The organism is Hydrogenophaga sp. (assembly GCF_018780385.1).
Classification (GTDB): Bacteria; Pseudomonadota; Gammaproteobacteria; order Burkholderiales; family Burkholderiaceae_C; genus Hydrogenophaga.
This window is the reverse complement of record NZ_JADMJO010000003.1, coordinates 230,937-249,304: the sequence shown is the minus strand read 5'-3', so window position 1 is coordinate 249,304 and position 18,368 is coordinate 230,937. Positions and strand designations below refer to the sequence as shown.

The window sequence follows — 18,368 nt, the reverse complement described above, 5'->3', positions numbered from 1 at the left end:
GCGTCAGGGCAGGTTGATCAGGCGTCGTGCCTCCAGCGGCGCGGCCGAACTGGTGCCCGCCAGCCTCACCACGCTCCCGCTCAGACTGCCCGCGCCCAGCACACCCCACAGGGCGGGGTTGTCGTCGCTCACGGCCAGCGTGTCGGGCACATTCTTCACGCCGGGGCGTTGTGGTCGGCTGGCGTCCGGGTCGGGTTTGCGCGGGGAGTACAGCGCGAAGTGCCCGCTGGGCGATGCGTGCCGGCGAAGGCCGCCCACGCTCACCGTGTTCTGCCCGGTCGACAGGCTGTTGAAGGTGCCGCTGCGCCGGATGGGCGTGGGGTTGTTCGGGTGGTCCACGAAGCTGCCGATGTTGCCGCTGGTGTCGTACCACGCGTCTTCAAAGTAGGACTGCCGCGCGCCGGTGTCCTGACCCAGCGCAACGTCGTCCCGCTCCACATAGGCGTCGAACACCACGGGCTCGGCGCCGGTGTTGGTCAGCGTCACTTGCCATGAGCCAAACGGTGCGATGACCGTTTTGGGGTAGCGGCTGAAGGTGGGCGCCAGCGCCAGCAGGGCGCAGGTGCTACCGATGCCCAACGCCGAGTCGTTCGGAAAGATCAGGCCGCACATCGGCAGGCCGTCGGCGCCCAGCCACAGACCCGACTCTCCTTTGCGCAGCGGTGGCAAGGCTTGCGCATGGCCGGGTGGCGTCACGCTGATCTCGACACCTTGCGCATCGTCGGGCAGCCAGATCTCCAGAAAACTCTGCGTGCGGTCGTCGGGTTGCACGCGCCAGTGCAAGGGCACCGATGCGCCCGGTGCAAGCGTGTCGTTGGCGTGGGTGCGGCTCTGGTAGGCGTTGCCCGCGGGCACCGTTACCTGCAGACGTCCCCCGTACAGATCGATCAGCTGGTCCATCGCAGCCTCCAGGATGGAGCTGCCGTCGTGTGGGCCTGCCAGCGTGCCCCAGCTGATGTTCACCACCAGTTGAGCTTGGGGCGTGCAGCGCGCCAGGATGTACATGAGTGCATCGAGCACGCTCACGTTCATCGCGCCTCCTGACGTATCGAGCACGTTGGACCAGTCCAGCTGCACCGCGATCAGGTCGCAGCGGCTGGCCTCGTCGTCCCGGGGTTGCAGCAGGTTGCCCGAGCCGCAGGCCTGGCTCATCACGTGTGTGCCGTGGTTGACGGGTTTGCTCAGATCCCACAGTTGGAGGTGCTCATAGAGCGCGTCTTCGTCCAGCCGGCCATGGTGCGTGTAGGCCGCCATGGCTTTGTTGATGGCCGCGCCCGAGAGTTCGTGGCCGTAGCCCATGTCGCGCGGTCGGGGGCCGGCGCGAGCGGGGTCCAGCGGCGTCTGGTGGTGCGGCTCGTTGCCTGGCCAGTTGCCGTCCTGCGTGTCGTCCTGACGCCAGAAGTGCTTCACCCGTGTGCGGCCTTTGGCGTTGAGGAAGACCTGGTTGGCAAAGGCCAATCCGCCATCGATCAAGCCCAGTACCTTTCCGTTCAGGCGATCGGGTGCGTTGACGGGATGTGCGCCCGGCGTGCAGGGGTCGTGGATCGGTTGCGTGTGGTGGCCCACCGGCAGGCCTAGCTCCAGGCGTTGGATCAGACTGCGCAGTTGTGGGTCGGAGCGCAGCCGCTGGAAGAACTTGTGGCTAACGTGTGCCGTGCAAAAGCGCAGCGCGGGCAGGTTGAGATACACGCGCGGTATCTGCAGCCACTTCGTGCTGGAGGCCGCCACCAGCGCCGGCACGCTGGCGCCCGGTGTGAGTTCAATGACGATGGGCAGCCACTTCGGCGGCTTGCCCTTTGGCTTGACGCGGTAGCCGGCGAACTTGTCGGCTTCGGCCCACGCCAAGTAGGGGTCTTGCCCGTCGATGGCGCCAGGCGCGCTCCAGTGGATGCCGGTGAATTCGCCGGTAGGTAACGGGGCCCAGCCCGCGCTCATGCCCACTCCTTGATCGCTTCCTCCCACAGCCAGGCAACCAGGGGCGCGTTGCCCACACCCGTGCTGCTCGCCGATCGTGTGTAGGCGTGACCGCTGGTGTGGTCCATCGACTGGTGCAGGCTGAAGTCCAGCGGTTCGCCATGGGGGCCTTCGAACAGGCGGCCGTCGAAACCGCGCTCGTGCACCTTGGTGCCAGTGGCCCGAGCCACCAGGAATTCGGCCAGAGCGGTGCCGAGCAAGCGCCCGCAAGCGCTGTCGACCGGATAGTGCACACCGGCCACCACGCGGTTGGTCGCAATGCGTGCGGCCAGGCGTTGCAATTGCTCGCGGCTTTCGGAGCCATTGGGGGGGCTGGCCTGAGGCGACGCGGCGTTGAGCAGCGCCTCCAGCAGCACGGCCATGGCAAACGCTTCGGTGGCGTGGCCACTGGGCCAGCTGCCGTGTCCCGGCGTCTCGATCATGGGCTGGATCTGTGGCGACATCGCCACCGGCCGGATGCTGGCGAAGATGTGCTTGAAGCGCATCTCGACGTGAATGCACAACGAGAACACCAGGTCCATGAGCTGCAGTGTCTTCTTGTGCCGGTGCGCGGTGAGCCCAACCACAGATGACCAAAAGGCCATGGGAGGCGCCATTTGCGCCACGATCTCGGCAGCGCGGTCGGCCCGCAGGTCGGCGTACGCGGCCACCAGGTCCAGCTGCTTCTTGAACTGCGGCTTGGTCGGTGCGCGCAGTTTCACCAGAGTTTTGCGCTGGATATTGCTGGCTTGCAGATTGGCAAACTCCAGCATCGCCTCCTTGGGACCATTGCGTGTTTTGAAGAGCAGTCCCTCGACGAGGTCGGTGAAACAGGCTTCGACGCGGGGGCCATCGGCCCAGAGCCTGAGGTTGTCGGGCTGGTCGAAAACAGGTTCGTTGACGTGCAGGACCGCACCGATGAACGGGCCGACGATGGCGGCGCGGCTGAGAATGAGGGCATCCGAATTCACAACCGCGCTGGCTGTTCCTCCGCTGGTTCCGCCACTGGTTCCGCCACTTGTGCCTCCACTCGTTCCGCCGCTGGTGCCTCCACTCGTTCCGCCGCTTGTGCCTCCACTCGTTCCGCCGCTTGTGCCTCCGCTCATAGTTTCTCCATTTGGTTAGTTGTTGCGCAAACCCAGATTGGACAATGCGTTCGCGACTCGCTGACGCAGCGGGCTTTGGCTGCCCGCCGAAAGATAGTGGTTGAGGGTCAAGTTCGGTTGCATGCTCAACAGAAGCTTCAACGATTCTTTTGCATCGTCCACGGCGCCAAGCTCGTACTGCGCCACCAGAAGACATCGAATGGTGGGCAGGTGGTAGCGATTTTTTTGCAGCGAAGCTCGGCAGAACCGCACGGACTCTTCCCAGTGACACATGGCAGCATGGCTCGCCGCAAGCATCATCTCGAAGTAGTATTTCTGCGGGTCAAGCGGCGAAAGATGCAATGCCTGCTCCGCGTAGCTGACCGAATCTTCGTCGGTTCCCCACATCTGTGCCCACACGCAGTTGTAGAGCCATGCCATCGGGTCGTTCGGATTGCTCAGCGTCGCCTCCTGCAGCAGCCTGCGCGATGCGTCCACGTCGTCTCCGAGGTGGCACAGCGCATGGCCTTTGATGGCTATGGCCAGAGAGCTGCCAGGTTCCAGATCGAGTGCTCGGTCTGCGGTGTCAATGGCGCGTTGAAAGTCTCGCGCGGGTTCGGCCGAGAGCCCTTGCACCACCTGCATGATGTGCCACTTGGCCAGCCAGGCCCATGGCGTGGCCACACGCTTGTGGCGCTCCACCACCGCTTCGAGCAATTGGTGGCTGCGTTGCAGGTCTCGCGGCGTGGAGCGGTGCATGAGCGTGATGCCACCGAGCAAGAGGGCGTTGCTGTCGAGTTGGGGCAGGGGCAGCACCAGGGTGCGCTGCACCACGTCGTTCAGCAATGCCTTGGAACAGGCAGAGCACAGGGCGTCCAGCAGTGCGCTCTGGGCTTCCATCAGGTCTCGCACGTCGCCTGTGAGCCGATCGGCCCAGATCACTTCTTCGCGGCGGTTGTCGGTGAGCTGCGCCATGATCACGACCTTGTCGCCGTAGGTCACGTAGCTGCCGCCCAGCACAAAGGTGGCCTCCAGGTGCCGACCGATTTCGCCTGCGGAAGAGGTGCGCCCCCGGAAGGCGGTGGTGGACAGGCGGGAGATCACGCGCAGATCGGGGCTGCGCGCGAGTTGCGCGATGACGCCGTCGGCAATGAGTTCGCCAATGACGAACTGTTCGGTGACGTGGCTGCGCGTCTCGAAGGGCACGACGGCGATTGAAGGGCGGAAGTCCAGCGCAGTGCCCTCTGGCACCTGGGCTCGGATCGCGGACGACCCCGCACTCACTGGATGAATGGCCCAGGTGCGAACCGGTTCGGGCCAATGCTTGAGGTAGTTTTCGCCGCGGTCTTCCACCTCGGCATCCATGCCCACCACGATGCCGTCGAAGATGCTGGCGGTGATGATGGTCTCGCCCGGGGCGGCGAGGTCGGCCACCCTGGCCGCGAGGTTCACGCCGTGGCCATACACGTCGTTCTCGTCGGCGTAGAGGTGTGTGGCGTTCAGCCCGGCCCGAAGAAACAGGTGCTGGTTGACCGGCAAGGTGTCGTTGAGCGGGGCAAAGTATTTGTGCAGCGTGAGGGCCGCGCGCACCGCATCGGTGGGCTGGTCGAACTCCACCAGCATGCCGTCGCCCAGGCTCTTGACCATGCGGCCCTTGCAGTCGGGCAGCACCGTGCTGGTGGCGTGGTGCACAAAACCGCGCCATTGGTTCACCACGGCGGCTTCGTTGGCGGCCATCAGGCGCACCGACTCCACCAGGTCCATCACCAGCACCACCTTGTGGCGCTGCTGCGGCAATGGAAGTGCAGTCTCCCCAGCCCCTTTGTCGTCCGGGATCTGCGAGGTATTGGGGGTGGGGCTGCTGGTCATGCCGGTGGGGGTATGCGGGTTGCGTTGCAGTTTCTCACAACTGCACTTGAGCGTCCGTTGCGGAGATGGCGAAAACAACAAAGCCGACTTGCGTCGGCTTTGCTGGGGAATCACACCCAACCGGGTGCGAAAGCCAGGATCACTTCAGGTGGTCGTTGACCAGCTTGGTCATCTCGAACATGGAGGCCTGGGCCTTCTTGAAGATTTCCTTGAGCTTGGCGTCGGCATTGATCATGCGACGGTTCACCGAGTCCTGCAGCTTGTTCTTCTTGATGTATTCCCAGATCTTCTTGGTGACTTCGGTGCGCGGCAGGGGGCTTGCACCCACGATGGCGGCCAGCGCGGCGCTGGGGGTCAGTGCCTTCATGAACGCAGCGTTGGGGGTGCGCTTCTTGGCAGGAGCTGCCTTCTTGGCGGGTGCAGCTTTCTTGGCTGGAGCGGCTTTTTTGGCCGGAGCAGCCTTCTTCGCAGGAGCAGCCTTCTTGGCAGGTGCCGCGGCTTTCTTGGCCGGAGCGGCCTTCTTTGCCGGAGCAGCAGCCTTCTTGGCCGGGGCCGCTTTTTTAGCGGGAGCTTTTTTCGCAGTTGCCATGGTTGAATTTCCTTCTAGAAGTTGACTTATTCCCCAGCGGAAAACGCGCTTTCACACTGGTGTCTCGGATGCTAATGGAGATGCACATGCAATCCAAGGAGGGCGACTCGGTTTTTTCTTCGTTTTCAGAGGGGGAAAGCTGCTTTTTGGCGGGGAAAACAACACTTCGACGCGGGCAGAGCCCCAAGCGACGCGGCGTGCAGGCGCATCTGCTCAAATGCGGCGCTGTTTTCCTCGCTGTCCGCGCTTCACGTTTTGACAGGAAATTCCATGACCAACACGCCATCATTCGCCACCTGCGATCTGTGCGATGCACACAAGAACGACACCTCTGGCGCCTTTCGTGTGCTGCCACCGGTGTTCCGCGATTTCGGTGCGGTGCATCGCTTCTGTGGAACGGTGGTCACCGTCAAATGCTTCGAAGACAACTCGCTGGTGAAGGCCGCAGTGGACAGCGCGGGCGAGGGCCGCGTGCTGGTGGTTGACGGTGGTGGCTCGTTGCGCCGTGCCTTGTTGGGCGGCAACCTGGGCGCAGCGGCTGCGCGCAATGGCTGGGCCGGTGTGGTGATCGATGGCTGTGTGCGTGACGTGGCCGAACTCGCGACGAGCCAGACCGGCATCCGCGCGCTGGCATCCCTGCCGCTGCCCACCGCGAAGCGCAACGAAGGCCAGCGCGATGTGGCGGTGCAGATCCAGGGCGTGTGGGTGCGGCCTGGCGACTGGCTCTATGCCGATGAGGACGGCATCGTTGTCGCGGATCGCGCGCTGACCTGATGGGTCAGGCCGCCGCGCCGGGCCGCCCCAAGCAAGGCCAGCCCCCTTTGGGGGGCAGCGACCCGCGAAGCGGCGGAGCGTGGGGGCTCTCCTTTTAGGCTGTGATGCCTTTGTAGAGCATGTAGGCGGCCAGCATGTAGAGCAGGCCGGCGAACACCCGCTTGAGCGACTTCACCGGCAGTGCATGAGCGGCCTTCACGCCCAGCGGCGCCATCAGCACGCTCACGCAAGCGATCACCACCAGTGCCGGCAGGTAGATGTAGCCCACCGCGCCGGCGGGCAGATCCTGTACGTTCTGCCCGGCAATGATGTAACCCACTGCGTTGGCCAGTGCGATCGGAAAGCCGAGCGCTGCACTGGTGGCCACCGCGTTGTGGATGGTCACGTTGCACCAGGTCATGAAGGGCACGCTGACGAATCCGCCGCCAGCGCCGACCAGGCCCGAGAGGAACCCGATCACGCCGCCCGCGCCGAGCAGGCCAGGGGTGCCGGGGATGGTGCGCGTGGGTTTGGGTTTTTTGTCCAGCAGCATCTGAGTGGCCGAGAAGCTGACGAAGCCGGCGAAGAAGAACGCGAGCCAGCTGCCCTTGAGCAGGGCGAACACGCCCAGGCTGGCGATCATTGAACCCAGCACGATGCCCGGTGCCAGACCCTTGACGATGTCCCAGCGCACGGCTCCGCGCTTGTGGTGCGCACGCACGCTGGAGATGGAAGTGAAGATGATGGTGGCCATCGATGTGGCGATGGCCATCTTGACGGCCAGATCGGCCTCCACACCCCGAGCCGAGAGGATGAAGGTGATGAAGGGCACCATGAGCATGCCTCCACCGATTCCCAACAAGCCGGCCAGAAAACCGGTACCCAGGCCGAGCGCGGCCAATTGAAGAATCAACAGGGGATCGAAAGGCATGAAAGGTGTCTGCAAGTGCCGCCGGACCGGCATCCTGAACCGGGGTTCAGGTGGGCAAGGGCAGCGTGGCTTCGGGATCGTCTGACGCGAGACGCTCACGCCAGCCACGCAATGTACCAAGCCCGGGCTCTATGAGCATTGGTTCAAGGAAATATAAAGCCCGGCGCGCACTGCAGACAGGGAAATTGTAGGTGCTGCGCGAGGCCCGTGCGGGCCAGCGGAAAAGAAAAGAGAGCGCAGTGACGGACGGTGTCAGAGCAACCGGCCGTCCTTGTCGAGTGTCTGGTCCAGACGGCGCATGAGTTCATCAACGCGGGCTTGGGTTTGCGGGTCCAGAGGCTCGTGGTCGAAGGCGCCACCGGCCTCGGCAAACGCGCTGTTGTCCGGCTGACCAAAGGACGAAGCCTGAAAACTCTCGGCTTCCTTCTGAGAGAGTTCGAACGCCAGATTGAGCGAGGCCAGCACGGCGATGCGGTCGCGTGCCTTCACCTTGCCGGCATCGCGGATGCGGCACATGGCGGTGTCCACGCGCTCCACCGCGTCGAGCAGCGACGACTCGCCACCGGGCGGGCACGAGAGCAGATAACTCTGGCCCATGATCTGAACCTCGATCTGCTTGCTGCCTGGCTTGTTCATTGGAAAACCTCCGTGCTTTGCACTGCGGTGCGAGCTGGCTTGGGGCGGCCCGGCGCTGCGCTCATGCGCGGTCCTTGTGGCTGTCGGGCTGGGCACTGGCCGGGTCGATGTGCGTGGGCGCGAGGCGCTCCAACAGCGCATCGATGCGCGCGCGCGCGGCCATCAGGCGGGACTTGAGCGAGTCGCGCTCGGCCTGCAGCGTGTGCACCTGCTCGACCAGCAGGGCGTTGGTGCGCTGCAGTTCTTCATGCCGCAACAGCAGGCGTTCGACACGCTCGGTGATCTGATCAAGGTGCTTGGGATCGGCCATGGTGGGGACTCGCAGTTTTCGCATTGTAGGGTTGCCCCACGCCGGCGCGGCTTAGAATGCCGCCTGTTGGTGCTCGCGGTGTGGTTCACATGCCGCAGTTCAACGGGAAGCAGGAGGGAGAGTCCACAAGGACGAACCTAACCTGCGCTGCCCCCGCAACGGTAAGCAGACGAGAGACCCGACGCAGATCGGGCCACTCCGCTTTCATCACGCAGCCACTGGACGACACACGTTGTTGTCTGGGAAGGCGATGAAGGTTGTTCTGTCAGCCCGGATACCGGCCAACAAGGTGGTGGTGCGTCTGGCAACGGCCGCGCCGCCGTGATGCCCATGCACCGTCGGGGAAGATGGTGAGGGCTTCCTGTTCGTTTCTTCACCATGAAAAATCGCATCCTGCACGCGCCCCTGGCCGTGCTACCGCTGGCATTGCTGGCGGGCTTTGGCGCGTCTGCGTCCCACGCTCAATCCGCTGCCGAATCCACCCTCAAGGAAACCGTGGTCACGGCCACGCGGGTCGAGACCCGCACCGACGCCGTGCTCAGTGACGTGGTCGTGATCGACGCAGAAGTGATCCAGCAGTCCGCTGGCCGCTCGCTGTCCGAAGTGCTCTCGCGCAATGCGGGCCTGCAGATGTCGTCCAACGGCGGCCTGGGCAAACAGTCGGGCCTGTTCATTCGCGGCACCGAAGCCCGCCACGTGCTGCTGCTGATCGATGGCGTGCGCTATGGCTCCAGCACCGCCGGCTCGGCGAACTGGGACAACATCCCGCTGAACGCGATCGATCGCATCGAGGTGCTCAAGGGCCCGGCGTCCGCGCTGTACGGCAGCGACGCGGTGGGCGGCGTGGTGCAGATCTTCACCAAGCGCGGCTTGAAGGGTTTTCATCCAAACGCCAGCGTGACGCTCGGCAGCTTCGGGCACCGCGAGGTCAACGCAGGCCTGAGCGGTGGCAACGACACGGTCACCTACAACCTGAGCGTGGGCGCCCTGCGCGAAGACGGCTTCTCGTCGACCAACCGGAACGTGGCCTTCGGCAACCACAACCCCGACAAAGATGGCTTCGACCAGGACAGCCTCTCGGCCTCGCTGCGCTGGGCCATCGCACCAGGCTGGACGACCGACCTCAACTTCACCCAGGCCGACGGCACCAGCCAGTTCGACCAGGGGCCGGGCACGTTCAACGCGCGCATCGAAAGCATCACCCGCGTGGCGGGCTGGGGCCTGGAGCGCAAGTGGTCGGCCGATTCGCGCACGCAATTGCGCGTGTCGCGCAGCGATGACCAGGCAGACACGTTCAGCGCGCCGGGTGCGCCGTCGGTGTTCAATACCTCGCAGACGCAGATCACGCTGCAGCACGACTGGAACACCGCCGTGGGCAATCTGCTGGTGGGCGCGGAGTCGATCAAGGAAGCGGTGTCGGGCACGCAGGCCTACGCGGTGCACTCGCGCACGACCGATGCGGTCTTCGTGGGCCTGACCGGCCAGGCGGGCCAACACCTCTGGCAGGCCAACCTGCGGCGCGACGAGAACTCGCAGTTCGGCGGTGCCACCACCGGTTTCGCCAGCTACGGGTTCCAGATCACACCGAACTGGCGCCCGCATATGGCCTACGGCACGTCATTCAAGATGCCGTCGTTCAACACGCTGTACTACGTGTCGCCTTTCTTTACCGGCAACCCGAGCACGCAACCCGAGCGCGGCAAGAACCGTGAGGTGGGATTGACCTACTCGCAAGGGCTGCATGAAGTGAAGCTCACGCGCTTCGACAACCGCGTGCGCGGCTTCATCACCATCCAGCCGGCGGTGACCAACGTGCCCCGCGCCCGCCTTGAAGGCTGGTCGCTGGCCTACACCGGCTCGGCGGGTGCCTGGAGCTGGTTCACCAACCTGGAACTGCTGGACGCGCGCAACGAGCTCAACCACCGCAAGCTGCAGCGCCGCGCCGACGAGGTGTTGACCGCCAGCCTGGACCACAAGACCGGGGCCTGGACCTGGGGCACATCCGTGCAACTCGTGTCCGAGCGTTTCGACGACGCGGCCAACGCGCGGCGTCTGCCGGGCTTCGGCACGGTGGACCTGCACGCGCGCTACGCCGTGAACAAGGACTGGTCGCTGGCGCTGCGGCTGAACAATGTGGGCGACAAGTTCTACGAGACCGCGTACGGCTATAACCAGCCGGGCCGTGCGACCTACGTCACGCTTAACTGGGCGCCGCAGAAGTGACACACCCTTGCCCGGCCATTCTCGTGGCAGCCCCGGCTTCAGGCCAGGGCAAGACCACGGTGGCCGCGGCACTGGCGCGCCTGCACGCGCGCGCCGGCCGGCGCGTGCGCGCTTTCAAATGTGGTCCGGACTTTCTGGACCCGCACTGGCTTGCGCTCGCCTCGGGGCACCCGGTGCACAACCTTGACCTGTGGATGACGGGCGAAGACGATGCGCGCGCGCGACTGCACGAAGCCGCCGGGCAGGCCGATCTGATCGTGGTTGAAGGCGTCATGGGCCTGTTCGATGGCGAGCCCAGCGCGGCCGACCTGGCGCAGCGCTTCGGCCTGCCGGTGCTGGCGGTGATCGACGCCTCGGCCATGGCCGGCACCTTCGGCGCGCTGGCTTTTGGCTTGCAGCACTTCCGGCCAGGGCTTCCTTGGGCGGGTGTGCTGGCCAACCGCGTGGCCAGCGAGCGCCACGCGCAGATGCTGCAGGGTGCCTTGCCGGGTGGTGAAGCCCGGACCGACTCGAACTTTCTGGGGGCGGTCATGCGCGACGAGGCCTTTTCGCTGCCCGAGCGCCACCTGGGTCTGACGGTGGCCGCCGAGTTGCCCGATGCCCTGGCGCGGCTCGATGCCGCGGCCGACGCGCTGTTCCGCACGCCACTCGGACAGATGGATGGCGCTGCACTGGCGCGCTGGTCGGTGGCGTTCGATGCGCCGAACGACGAGCCCGCGGAGGAGCCGCTGCTGAAGGGCAAGACCATCGCCGTCGCGCGCGACACCGCCTTCTGTTTCATCTACCCGGCCAATCTCGATGTGTTGCGCGTGCTGGGCGCCGAGCTGGTCTTCTTCTCGCCCCTGGCCGACGAGCCGCTGCCGCCGTGCGACGCGGTCTGGTTGCCTGGTGGGTATCCCGAGTTGCATGCCGCCACGCTCGCGGCGGGCACACGCACGCGCAACAGCCTGCGCGCTCACGCGCAGGCGGGCCTTCCTGTTTGGGCAGAATGCGGCGGCATGATGCCGCTGTTCGAGTCCCTCGTTTCCAGCGATGGCGACGCCCAGGCCACCTGGGGCCTGTTGCCCGGCCGCGTCGTGATGCAGAAGCGCCTGGCCGCGCTTGGCCCGCAGCAACTCGCGCTGGCCGCTGGCGTGCTGCGCGGCCACACCTTTCACTACTCGCGTTGCGAGTCTCCACTCGAGCCAGCGGGCCACACCGAGTCGGTGCGCGGTGAGGCTCGTGGTGTCGGCGAAGCCGTGTACCGCGCCGGTGCGGTGCAGGCCAGCTACTTCCACGCCTGGTTCCCATCCAGCCCGGCGGCCACCGCGTCGCTGTTCCTGCCAGGAGGCACCGCATGACCACCGCCCTGGGCCCGCAGCGCATCGTCTGCCTGACCGAAGAGACCACCGAGTGGCTGTACCTGCTTGGGCAGGAGCACCGCATCGTCGGCATCTCGGGCTACACGGTGCGACCGCGCCGGGCGCGCGAAGAAAAGCCCAAGGTCAGTGCCTTCCTGAGCGCGAAGATCGACAAGATCCTCGCGTTGAAACCGGACTGCGTGTTCGGCTTCTCCGATCTGCAGGCCGACATCGCGGCCTTGTTGATCCGCGCGGGCGTGCAGGTCACGGTGTTCAACCAGCGCAGCGTGGACGAGATCCTCTCCATGCTCTACCAGGTGGCGGCGATCGTCGGCTGTGCCGAACAAGGTTTGGCCTGGATCGCCGACACGCGCACGCGGCTCGACGGCATCCGCGCCGCTGTGCAGACGCTGCAGGCCAGCGGAAAGCGCCGCCCGCGCGTGTTCTTCGAAGAGTGGGACGAGCCACACATCTCCGGCATCCGCTGGGTGTCGGAATTGCTGGGCATCGCCGGTGGCGACGATGTGTTTCCCGAACTCGCGGCCATGCCGATGGGCAAGGACCGCATCATTGCCGACGGCGCCGAGATCGTGCGGCGCAACCCCGACATCATCATCGGCTCCTGGTGCGGCAAGCACTTCCGACCCGAGAAGGTGGCCGCGCGCGCTGGCTGGCAGGACGTGGCCGCGGTGAAGACCGGACAACTGTTCGAGATCAAGTCGGCCGACATCCTGCAGCCCGGCCCGGCCGCACTCACCGACGGCGTGGCGCAGATGCACCGCATCGTCACCCACTGGATGCAGCAGCATGGCTGAGATCGCACGCAGCGAATTCATCCTCGGCGGCCAGCGCAGCGGCAAGTCGCGCCGCGCGGAGTTGCTTGCACGCCAGTGGCTGGACGCTTCACCGCAACACCGCGCGGTGATGGTCGCCACCGGCCAGGCTTGGGACGAGGAGATGCGAGACCGCATCGCGCGCCACCAGCGCGACCGCGCCGAGCGCGTGCCCGGCATGGCGACGGTGGAAGAGCCGCTCATGCTGGCCGCTGCCCTGAGCGAACACAGCGCACCGCACACCCTGGTGGTGGTGGACTGCCTCACGCTGTGGTTGACGAACCTGTTGATGCCCGCCGAGGGCGCTGCTGCCGACGCCACCGGGCCGACGCAGGACCTGTGCCGCGCGATAGCGGCCGCGCGCGGACCGGTGGTGCTGGTGGGCAACGAGATCGGCCTGGGCGTGATCCCCATGGGGCGCGAGACGCGCGCTTTCGTGGACGCGCTCGGCGGCCTGAACCAGGCCGTCGCGGCCGCCTGCGATCGCGTCACGCTGATGGCGGCAGGGCTGCCGCTCACATTGAAAGAGGCGACATGAAACACGCGACAGCAAGGTGGCTGTGGACAGTGCTGCTGGCCTGCACCGGCACGCTGCACGCCGCCGGCGTGCAAGTCACCGACGACCGCGGTGTGACGATGACGCTGACCCAGTCGCCGCAGCGCATCGTCTCGCTGCTGCCGTCGCTGACCGAGACGGTGTGCGAACTGGGGCAATGCCACCGTCTGGTGGGCGTGGACCGGTACTCCAACCACCCGGCCTTCGTGCGCAGCCTGCCGCAGACCGGTGGTGGCATCGACCCCAACATCGAAGCCATCGTGGCCTTGAAGCCCGACGTGGTGCTCATGGCCACCTCGTCGCGTGGCGTGCAGCGGCTGGAGTCGCTGGGCATCCAGGTGCTGGCGATGGAGCCCAGGAGCTCGGCCGACGCGCAGCGCGTCATGGGCAAGCTCGGCCAGTTGCTCGAGGTGCCCGATGCGCAACGCATCTGGCGCGCCATCGACGCGGGCGTGTCAGCCGCGGCGCAATCGCTGCCGCCGGGTGCGCGCTCGTTGCGGGTGTATTACGAAGTCAGTTCCGGGGGCTACGCGGCCGGCACCGGTTCTTTCATCGGCGAGATGATGGCGCGCCTGGGCGTGCAGAACATCGTGGCGCCGTCGCTCGGCCCGTTTCCGCGCATCAACCCCGAGTACGTGGTGCGCGCCAACCCCGACCTGATCATGGTCGGCTCGCGCAACGTGCAGGGCCTGGAGCTGCGGCCGGGCTGGCGCGGCATGCGCGCGCTGCGCGAGCAGCGGATCTGCGTCTTCACAGCCGACGAATCCGACGTGCTGGTGCGCCCCGGCCCGCGCATGGCCGAGGCCGCACGGCTGATGGCGCGCTGCATCACCAGCAAGGGTTTGAAGTGAAGCACCCCCGCCGCGCTTCGCGCGACCCCCTCAAGGGGGCGACACCTGCGGCCCGGCAAAGCCGGTTCCGCGGTGTTTCTTGGTTGGGAGCGGCCCTGCTGTTGGTGGCGCTGCTCGCGTTGCTGCTGGGCGTGGGCGTGGGCAGCACCGGCTTCGACAGCGTGCTGCACGCGCGCCACGACGCCGTGGCCTGGCAGATCCTGTGGGACATCCGGCTGCCGCGCACGCTCGGCGCCTGGGTGGCCGGTGCGCTGCTCGGCCTGGCCGGTGCGGTGGCGCAGGGCCTGTTCCGCAACCCGCTGGCCGATCCCTACCTGCTCGGCAGCGCCTCGGGCGCAGCGCTCGGGGTGGCCCTGGCGCTGGCCCTGTTCGGCACCACGCCGTTTGCCACGCAGTGGCTGGTGCGTCTGGGCCTGACGGGTGCGGCGTTCGCCGGCGCGGTGATCGGCGTGGTGCTCACGCTGGCCTTGGCCAAAGGTGTGCAGCACACGCTGCGTCTGCTGCTGGCGGGCGTGATCGTCGGCGTGGTGCTGGGCGCGGGGCGCGACCTCGTCACCATCGCGTCGCCCGACACCTTGCAGGCCATGCAGGGCTTCATGCTGGGCAGCACCGGTTTCGTCGGCTGGGCGGCGTGCGGCGTGATGGCGGCGATGCTGCTGGCCGCCTTGCTGGTGGCGGCCTCGTTCGGCCGCGTGCTCGATGGCCTGGCCCTGGGCGAAGCCACCGCCGTCAGCCTGGGCCTGCCGCTGGCCGCGGTGCGCGCCGTGCTGGTGGCGGTGCTGGCGCTGGCCACTGGCGCGGCCGTGGCGCAGACCGGGCTGATCGCTTTCGTGGGCCTGGCCTCGCCGCATTTGGTGCGCTCCATCGTGAAGACCACGCACGGCCGCCTCATCGTGTTGAGCGCCTTGATGGGCGGCCTGCTGCTGATGGCGGCCGACGTGCTCGCGCGCTGGATCATCGCGCCGCAGGAACTGCCCGTGGGCGTGCTCACCGCCGTGCTGGGCGGCAGCTATTTGTTGTGGCTGATGCACCGGCGCCGCCGGCCGGGAGGTGGCTTGTGAGCGCCGCTTTGCAAGCACGCGGCATCGCCGTGTCGCTGGGCGGCACGCCCGTGCTGCACGGCATCGACGTGCAGCTGCCCGCCGCGCGCTGGACCAGCGTGGTCGGGCCCAACGGCGCCGGCAAATCGACCCTGCTCAAGGCGCTGGCCGGCCTGCTGCCGCACAGCGGCCAGGTGCAACTGCTGGACCGCCCGCTGGCGCAATGGCGCGGCCGCGAACGCGCACGCTGCCTGGCTTGGCTGGGTCAGGGCGAGCAGGGCGCGGACGACCTCAGCGTGTGGGACGTGGCCATGCTCGGCCGCCTGCCGCACCAGCCCTGGCTGGCCCCGTCGTCCGGCGCCGACCGCGTCGCGGTGGAGCAGGCCCTGCGCGCCACCCAGGCCTGGGACTGGCGCGAGCGGCCCCTCGGCGCGCTCTCGGGCGGCGAGCGCCAGCGCGTGCTGCTGGCACGCCTGCTGGCGGTGCAGGCTGAGGTGATGCTGATGGACGAACCCCTGGCCAACCTGGACCCACCGCACCAGGCCGACTGGCTGCTGCTGGTGCGCGAACTGGTGGCGCAAGGCAAGACGGTGGTCAGCGTGCTGCACGAGATCGGCATGGCGCTGCACGCCGACCAGATGGTGGTGATGGCCGGGGGCCGCGTGCACCACCAAGGCGGCTGCAACGACCCGGCCACCCATCAGGCCCTCGAACAGGTTTTTGACCACCGCATCGCGATCCATCCGCTGGGCGACCAGTGGGTCGCGCTGCCCCGTTGACCTCTCTTTTTCTTCTGGAGCCCGAACCATGCAGATCGAAGAACCCCCTGTCTTGCGCGACACCCCCAAACCCCAGGGCGAACGGCGCGGCCTGGTGCTCGTGCACACCGGCACCGGCAAGGGCAAGAGCACGGCCGCGTTCGGCCTGGCCCTGCGTGCTCATGGCCGTGGCAAGTCGGTCAAGGTCTACCAGTTCATGAAGGTGCCGTCGGCGCGTTTCGGCGAGCACCGCCTGTTCGAGCAACTGGGCATTCCCATCGAAGGCCTGGGCGACGGTTTCAGCTGGAAGAGCCGCGACCTGGAGCACTCGGCGCAGCTGGCGCTGGAGGGCTGGGCCAAGGCCGAGGCCAGCATCCGCGCCGGTGAGCATTTCATGGTCGTGCTCGACGAGATCATGTACCCGTTGCGCTACGGGTGGGTACCGCTGGACACGGTGCTGACCTGCCTGCGCGAGCGCCCGCCCCACGTGCATGTGGTGTTGACTGGGCGCGGCGCGCCGGCCGAGGTGATCGAACTCGCTGACACCGTGACCGAGATGACGCTCATCAAGCACCACTTCAAGGCGGGTGTCCCCGCCCAACGAGGGATCGAGGACTGAATGCGCCCCATCCAAGGTAAAACCCCGTTCGGGCTGAGCCTGTCGAAGCCCTCACCGGCCCACATCGCATGAGCACTTCGACAAGCTCAGTGCGAACGGCGGTGGGTGCCTCCGGGTCGGCGTTGGCGGTGTTCGGGTTGTTGGGTGGCTTGGCCGGGCCCGCGCCCGCGCTGGCGCAGCACCGCATCATCACGCTTTCGCCCTCGCTCACCGAAGCCGTGTGCGCGCTCGGGCATTGCGCCGAGCTGGTCGGCACCGATCGCTATTCGAGCTGGCCCGGCAACGTGGCCAAACTGCCCAAGGTCGGTGGCCTGCAGGACGCGCAGATCGAAAGCATCGTCGCGCTGCGGCCCGACATGGTGTTGCTCGGGCCGCGCAGCCGCGCGGGCGAACGCCTGACGGAACTGGGCGTGCCGGTGCAGATGTTCGATGCGCGCACGCACGCCGACCTGAAACGCATGCTGCTCGCGCTCGGCCAGTCGCTGGGCGAGCAGGCGCGCGCGGCCGAACTGGTGCAGCGCATTGACCGCGAACTCGACGCCGCCGCGCGCCGCGTGCCGGCCGCCCTGCGCGGGCGCACGGTGTACATCGAAGTCGGCATCGGCCCCACCGCGGCGAGCGACAAGAGCTTCATCGGCGAAACCATCGCGCGGCTCGGTCTGAACAACATCGTCGTCCACGCGGGCGATGGCCCCCTGTTTCCACGCATCAACCCCGAGATGGTGGTGCGCCGCGCACCCGACCTGATCCTCGGCCCGCAGACCACGCTCTCGGGTATGACCGATCGGCCCGGCTGGGCCGGCATGCAGGCGGTGCGCAAGCAGCAGGTCTGCCAGCTCGATGTCGAGCGCATGGACCTGCTGTCGCGCCCCGGCCCGCGCCTGGGCGAGGCCGCGCACATGTTGGTTGATTGTTTGCTCGCTCTGCCCACCCGTTCCTGAACTGGAGACCACCCCATGCAAACCCGCAAGATCCCCGCCACCATCGTCACCGGCTTCCTCGGTGCCGGCAAGACCACGCTGCTGCGCCACCTGCTCACGAACGCGCAAGGCAAACGCATCGCAGTCATCGTCAACGAGTTCGGTGAACTCGGCATCGACGGCGAGCTGCTGCGCGGCTGCGGCATCGGCTGCGACGAAAACGGCGAAGAGAACGGCCAGCTCTACGAACTCGCCAACGGTTGCCTGTGCTGCACCGTGCAGGAAGAGTTCGCCCCGGTGATGGAGCAGCTCGCCGCCCGGCGCGACCAGATCGACCACCTCGTGATCGAAACCTCGGGCCTGGCGCTGCCCAAGCCGCTGGTGCAGGCCTTCCAGTGGCCCGCGTTGCGCAACGCGTTCACGGTGGACGCCGTCATCACCGTGGTGGACGCACCCGCCGTGGCCGCCGGCCGCTTCGCGGAAGACCCGGTGGCGGTGGACGCACAGCGCCGCGCCGACGAGAACCTGGACCACGACTCGCCGCTGGCCGAACTGTTCGAAGACCAGCTCGCCACCGCCGACCTGGTGGTGGTGCACAAGACCGACGGCATGGACGCGGCCACGCTCGCCCGGGTGGAGGCCATCATCCGCGCCGAGACGCCGGCCGGCGTGAAGCTGGTGCACGCGCAGCACGGCCGCATCGATCTCGGCGTGCTGCTCGGCCTGGAGCGCGCGGTGGAAGACGCCATCGACCAGCGCAAGACCCACCACGACGAAGAAGAGGACCACGACCACGACGAGTTCGACTCGGTGTCGATCACGCTGGAGGTGAACGACCGTCAGCGCCTGCTGGACGCGCTGATCGCCCTGGTGCAGCGCCACGAGATCTACCGCGTGAAAGGCTTCGTGGCCTTGCCGGGCACGGCCATGCGCCTGGTGGTGCAGGGCGTGGGCCAGCGCTTCGACAGCCACTTCGACCGCGCCTGGCGCGCCGACGACCTGCGCGCCACGCGACTCGTGCTGATCGGCGACCACCTCGACCGCGACACGCTGCAACGCGAGTTGCAGTCCGCACTGCTCGCCGCCACCACGGCGGCCTGAA

Annotated in this window: 18 protein-coding genes, 1 other RNA gene and 1 riboswitch; of the genes, 11 read left to right on the top strand and 8 right to left on the bottom strand. The window is 67.0% G+C overall.

Annotated features, from left to right (window positions below; genetic code table 11):
- Positions 1 to 3: 3 nt before the first annotated feature.
- From IV113_RS01775 to IV113_RS01760, 4 genes are all read right to left on the bottom strand, one after another.
- Positions 4 to 1,935 carry a hypothetical protein gene (locus IV113_RS01775; RefSeq protein ID WP_291080217.1) on the bottom strand — a complete coding sequence of 644 codons (1,932 nt, stop codon included), beginning with the start codon at positions 1,933 to 1,935 and terminating at the stop codon, positions 4 to 6.
- Positions 1,932 to 2,924 carry a phosphatase PAP2 family protein gene (locus IV113_RS01770; protein ID WP_291080215.1) on the bottom strand — a complete coding sequence of 331 codons (993 nt, stop codon included), beginning with the start codon at positions 2,922 to 2,924 and terminating at the stop codon, positions 1,932 to 1,934. The genes IV113_RS01775 and IV113_RS01770 overlap by 4 nt, the downstream gene beginning before the upstream one ends.
- Before the next feature lie 150 nt (positions 2,925 to 3,074).
- Positions 3,075 to 4,907 carry a hypothetical protein gene (locus tag IV113_RS01765; protein WP_291080213.1) on the bottom strand — a complete coding sequence of 611 codons (1,833 nt, stop codon included), beginning with the start codon at positions 4,905 to 4,907 and terminating at the stop codon, positions 3,075 to 3,077.
- Positions 4,908 to 5,046: 139 nt separating this feature from the next.
- Positions 5,047 to 5,496, bottom strand: coding sequence for an SWIB/MDM2 domain-containing protein (locus tag IV113_RS01760; RefSeq protein WP_291080211.1), 450 nt, complete (start codon positions 5,494 to 5,496; stop codon positions 5,047 to 5,049).
- Positions 5,497 to 5,766: 270 nt separating this feature from the next.
- On the opposite strand from IV113_RS01760, the gene rraA reads away from it, so the two are divergent.
- Positions 5,767 to 6,270, top strand: a complete 504-nt coding sequence (gene rraA / locus IV113_RS01755) for a ribonuclease E activity regulator RraA (RefSeq protein ID WP_291080209.1) — start codon at positions 5,767 to 5,769, stop codon at positions 6,268 to 6,270.
- 94 nt (positions 6,271 to 6,364) lie between these two features.
- Here rraA and IV113_RS01750 read toward each other — a convergent pair whose 3' ends face one another.
- The 4 genes from IV113_RS01750 to IV113_RS01735 all read right to left on the bottom strand — a co-directional run bounded on the left by IV113_RS01750 (position 6,365) and on the right by IV113_RS01735 (position 8,126).
- Positions 6,365 to 7,180 (bottom strand): sulfite exporter TauE/SafE family protein, encoded by an 816-nt coding sequence (locus IV113_RS01750; RefSeq protein WP_291080207.1) that lies wholly within the window; start codon positions 7,178 to 7,180, stop codon positions 6,365 to 6,367.
- 2 nt (positions 7,181 to 7,182) lie between these two features.
- A non-coding RNA gene (gene ssrS / locus IV113_RS01745) (6S RNA) lies at positions 7,183 to 7,362 on the bottom strand.
- 70 nt (positions 7,363 to 7,432) lie between these two features.
- Complete coding sequence (locus IV113_RS01740; protein ID WP_056276750.1) at positions 7,433 to 7,816, bottom strand: cell division protein ZapA; 384 nt, start codon at positions 7,814 to 7,816, stop codon at positions 7,433 to 7,435.
- A gap of 61 nt (positions 7,817 to 7,877) precedes the next feature.
- A complete protein-coding gene (locus IV113_RS01735) occupies positions 7,878 to 8,126 on the bottom strand; it encodes a DUF904 domain-containing protein (RefSeq protein ID WP_291080201.1) in 249 nt (82 codons plus the stop codon).
- 50 nt (positions 8,127 to 8,176) lie between these two features.
- Positions 8,177 to 8,427: riboswitch (cobalamin riboswitch) on the top strand.
- A gap of 77 nt (positions 8,428 to 8,504) precedes the next feature.
- Here IV113_RS01735 and IV113_RS01730 point away from each other — a divergent pair.
- The 10 genes from IV113_RS01730 to cobW all read left to right on the top strand — a co-directional run bounded on the left by IV113_RS01730 (position 8,505) and on the right by cobW (position 18,367).
- Positions 8,505 to 10,349, top strand: coding sequence for a TonB-dependent receptor (locus IV113_RS01730; RefSeq protein ID WP_291080199.1), 1,845 nt, complete (start codon positions 8,505 to 8,507; stop codon positions 10,347 to 10,349).
- Positions 10,346 to 11,689 carry a cobyrinate a,c-diamide synthase gene (locus IV113_RS01725; RefSeq protein ID WP_291080197.1) on the top strand — a complete coding sequence of 448 codons (1,344 nt, stop codon included), beginning with the start codon at positions 10,346 to 10,348 and terminating at the stop codon, positions 11,687 to 11,689. The genes IV113_RS01730 and IV113_RS01725 overlap by 4 nt, the downstream gene beginning before the upstream one ends.
- Positions 11,686 to 12,504: a cobalamin-binding protein gene (locus tag IV113_RS01720; RefSeq protein WP_291080195.1), complete on the top strand. Its 819-nt coding sequence runs from the start codon at positions 11,686 to 11,688 to the stop codon at positions 12,502 to 12,504. Before IV113_RS01725 ends, IV113_RS01720 begins: the two co-directional genes overlap by 4 nt.
- Positions 12,497 to 13,060 (top strand): bifunctional adenosylcobinamide kinase/adenosylcobinamide-phosphate guanylyltransferase, encoded by a 564-nt coding sequence (gene cobU, locus IV113_RS01715; protein ID WP_291080193.1) that lies wholly within the window; start codon positions 12,497 to 12,499, stop codon positions 13,058 to 13,060. Before IV113_RS01720 ends, cobU begins: the two co-directional genes overlap by 8 nt.
- On the top strand, positions 13,057 to 13,929 hold the full coding sequence (locus IV113_RS01710; RefSeq protein WP_291080191.1) for a helical backbone metal receptor: 873 nt from the start codon (positions 13,057 to 13,059) through the stop codon (positions 13,927 to 13,929). Before cobU ends, IV113_RS01710 begins: the two co-directional genes overlap by 4 nt.
- Before the next feature lie 83 nt (positions 13,930 to 14,012).
- Complete coding sequence (locus IV113_RS01705) at positions 14,013 to 14,990, top strand: iron ABC transporter permease (protein WP_291081149.1); 978 nt, start codon at positions 14,013 to 14,015, stop codon at positions 14,988 to 14,990.
- The gene (locus IV113_RS01700; RefSeq protein WP_291080189.1) at positions 14,987 to 15,748 is read left to right on the top strand and encodes an ABC transporter ATP-binding protein; all 762 of its coding nucleotides are present in this window, start codon (positions 14,987 to 14,989) and stop codon (positions 15,746 to 15,748) included. Before IV113_RS01705 ends, IV113_RS01700 begins: the two co-directional genes overlap by 4 nt.
- Positions 15,749 to 15,776: 28 nt before the next feature.
- Positions 15,777 to 16,346, top strand: coding sequence for a cob(I)yrinic acid a,c-diamide adenosyltransferase (gene cobO, locus IV113_RS01695; RefSeq protein ID WP_291080187.1), 570 nt, complete (start codon positions 15,777 to 15,779; stop codon positions 16,344 to 16,346).
- A gap of 68 nt (positions 16,347 to 16,414) precedes the next feature.
- Positions 16,415 to 17,287: a helical backbone metal receptor gene (locus IV113_RS01690; protein ID WP_291080185.1), complete on the top strand. Its 873-nt coding sequence runs from the start codon at positions 16,415 to 16,417 to the stop codon at positions 17,285 to 17,287.
- A gap of 15 nt (positions 17,288 to 17,302) precedes the next feature.
- On the top strand, positions 17,303 to 18,367 hold the full coding sequence (gene cobW, locus IV113_RS01685; protein WP_291080183.1) for a cobalamin biosynthesis protein CobW: 1,065 nt from the start codon (positions 17,303 to 17,305) through the stop codon (positions 18,365 to 18,367).
- Position 18,368: the final 1 nt, after the last annotated feature.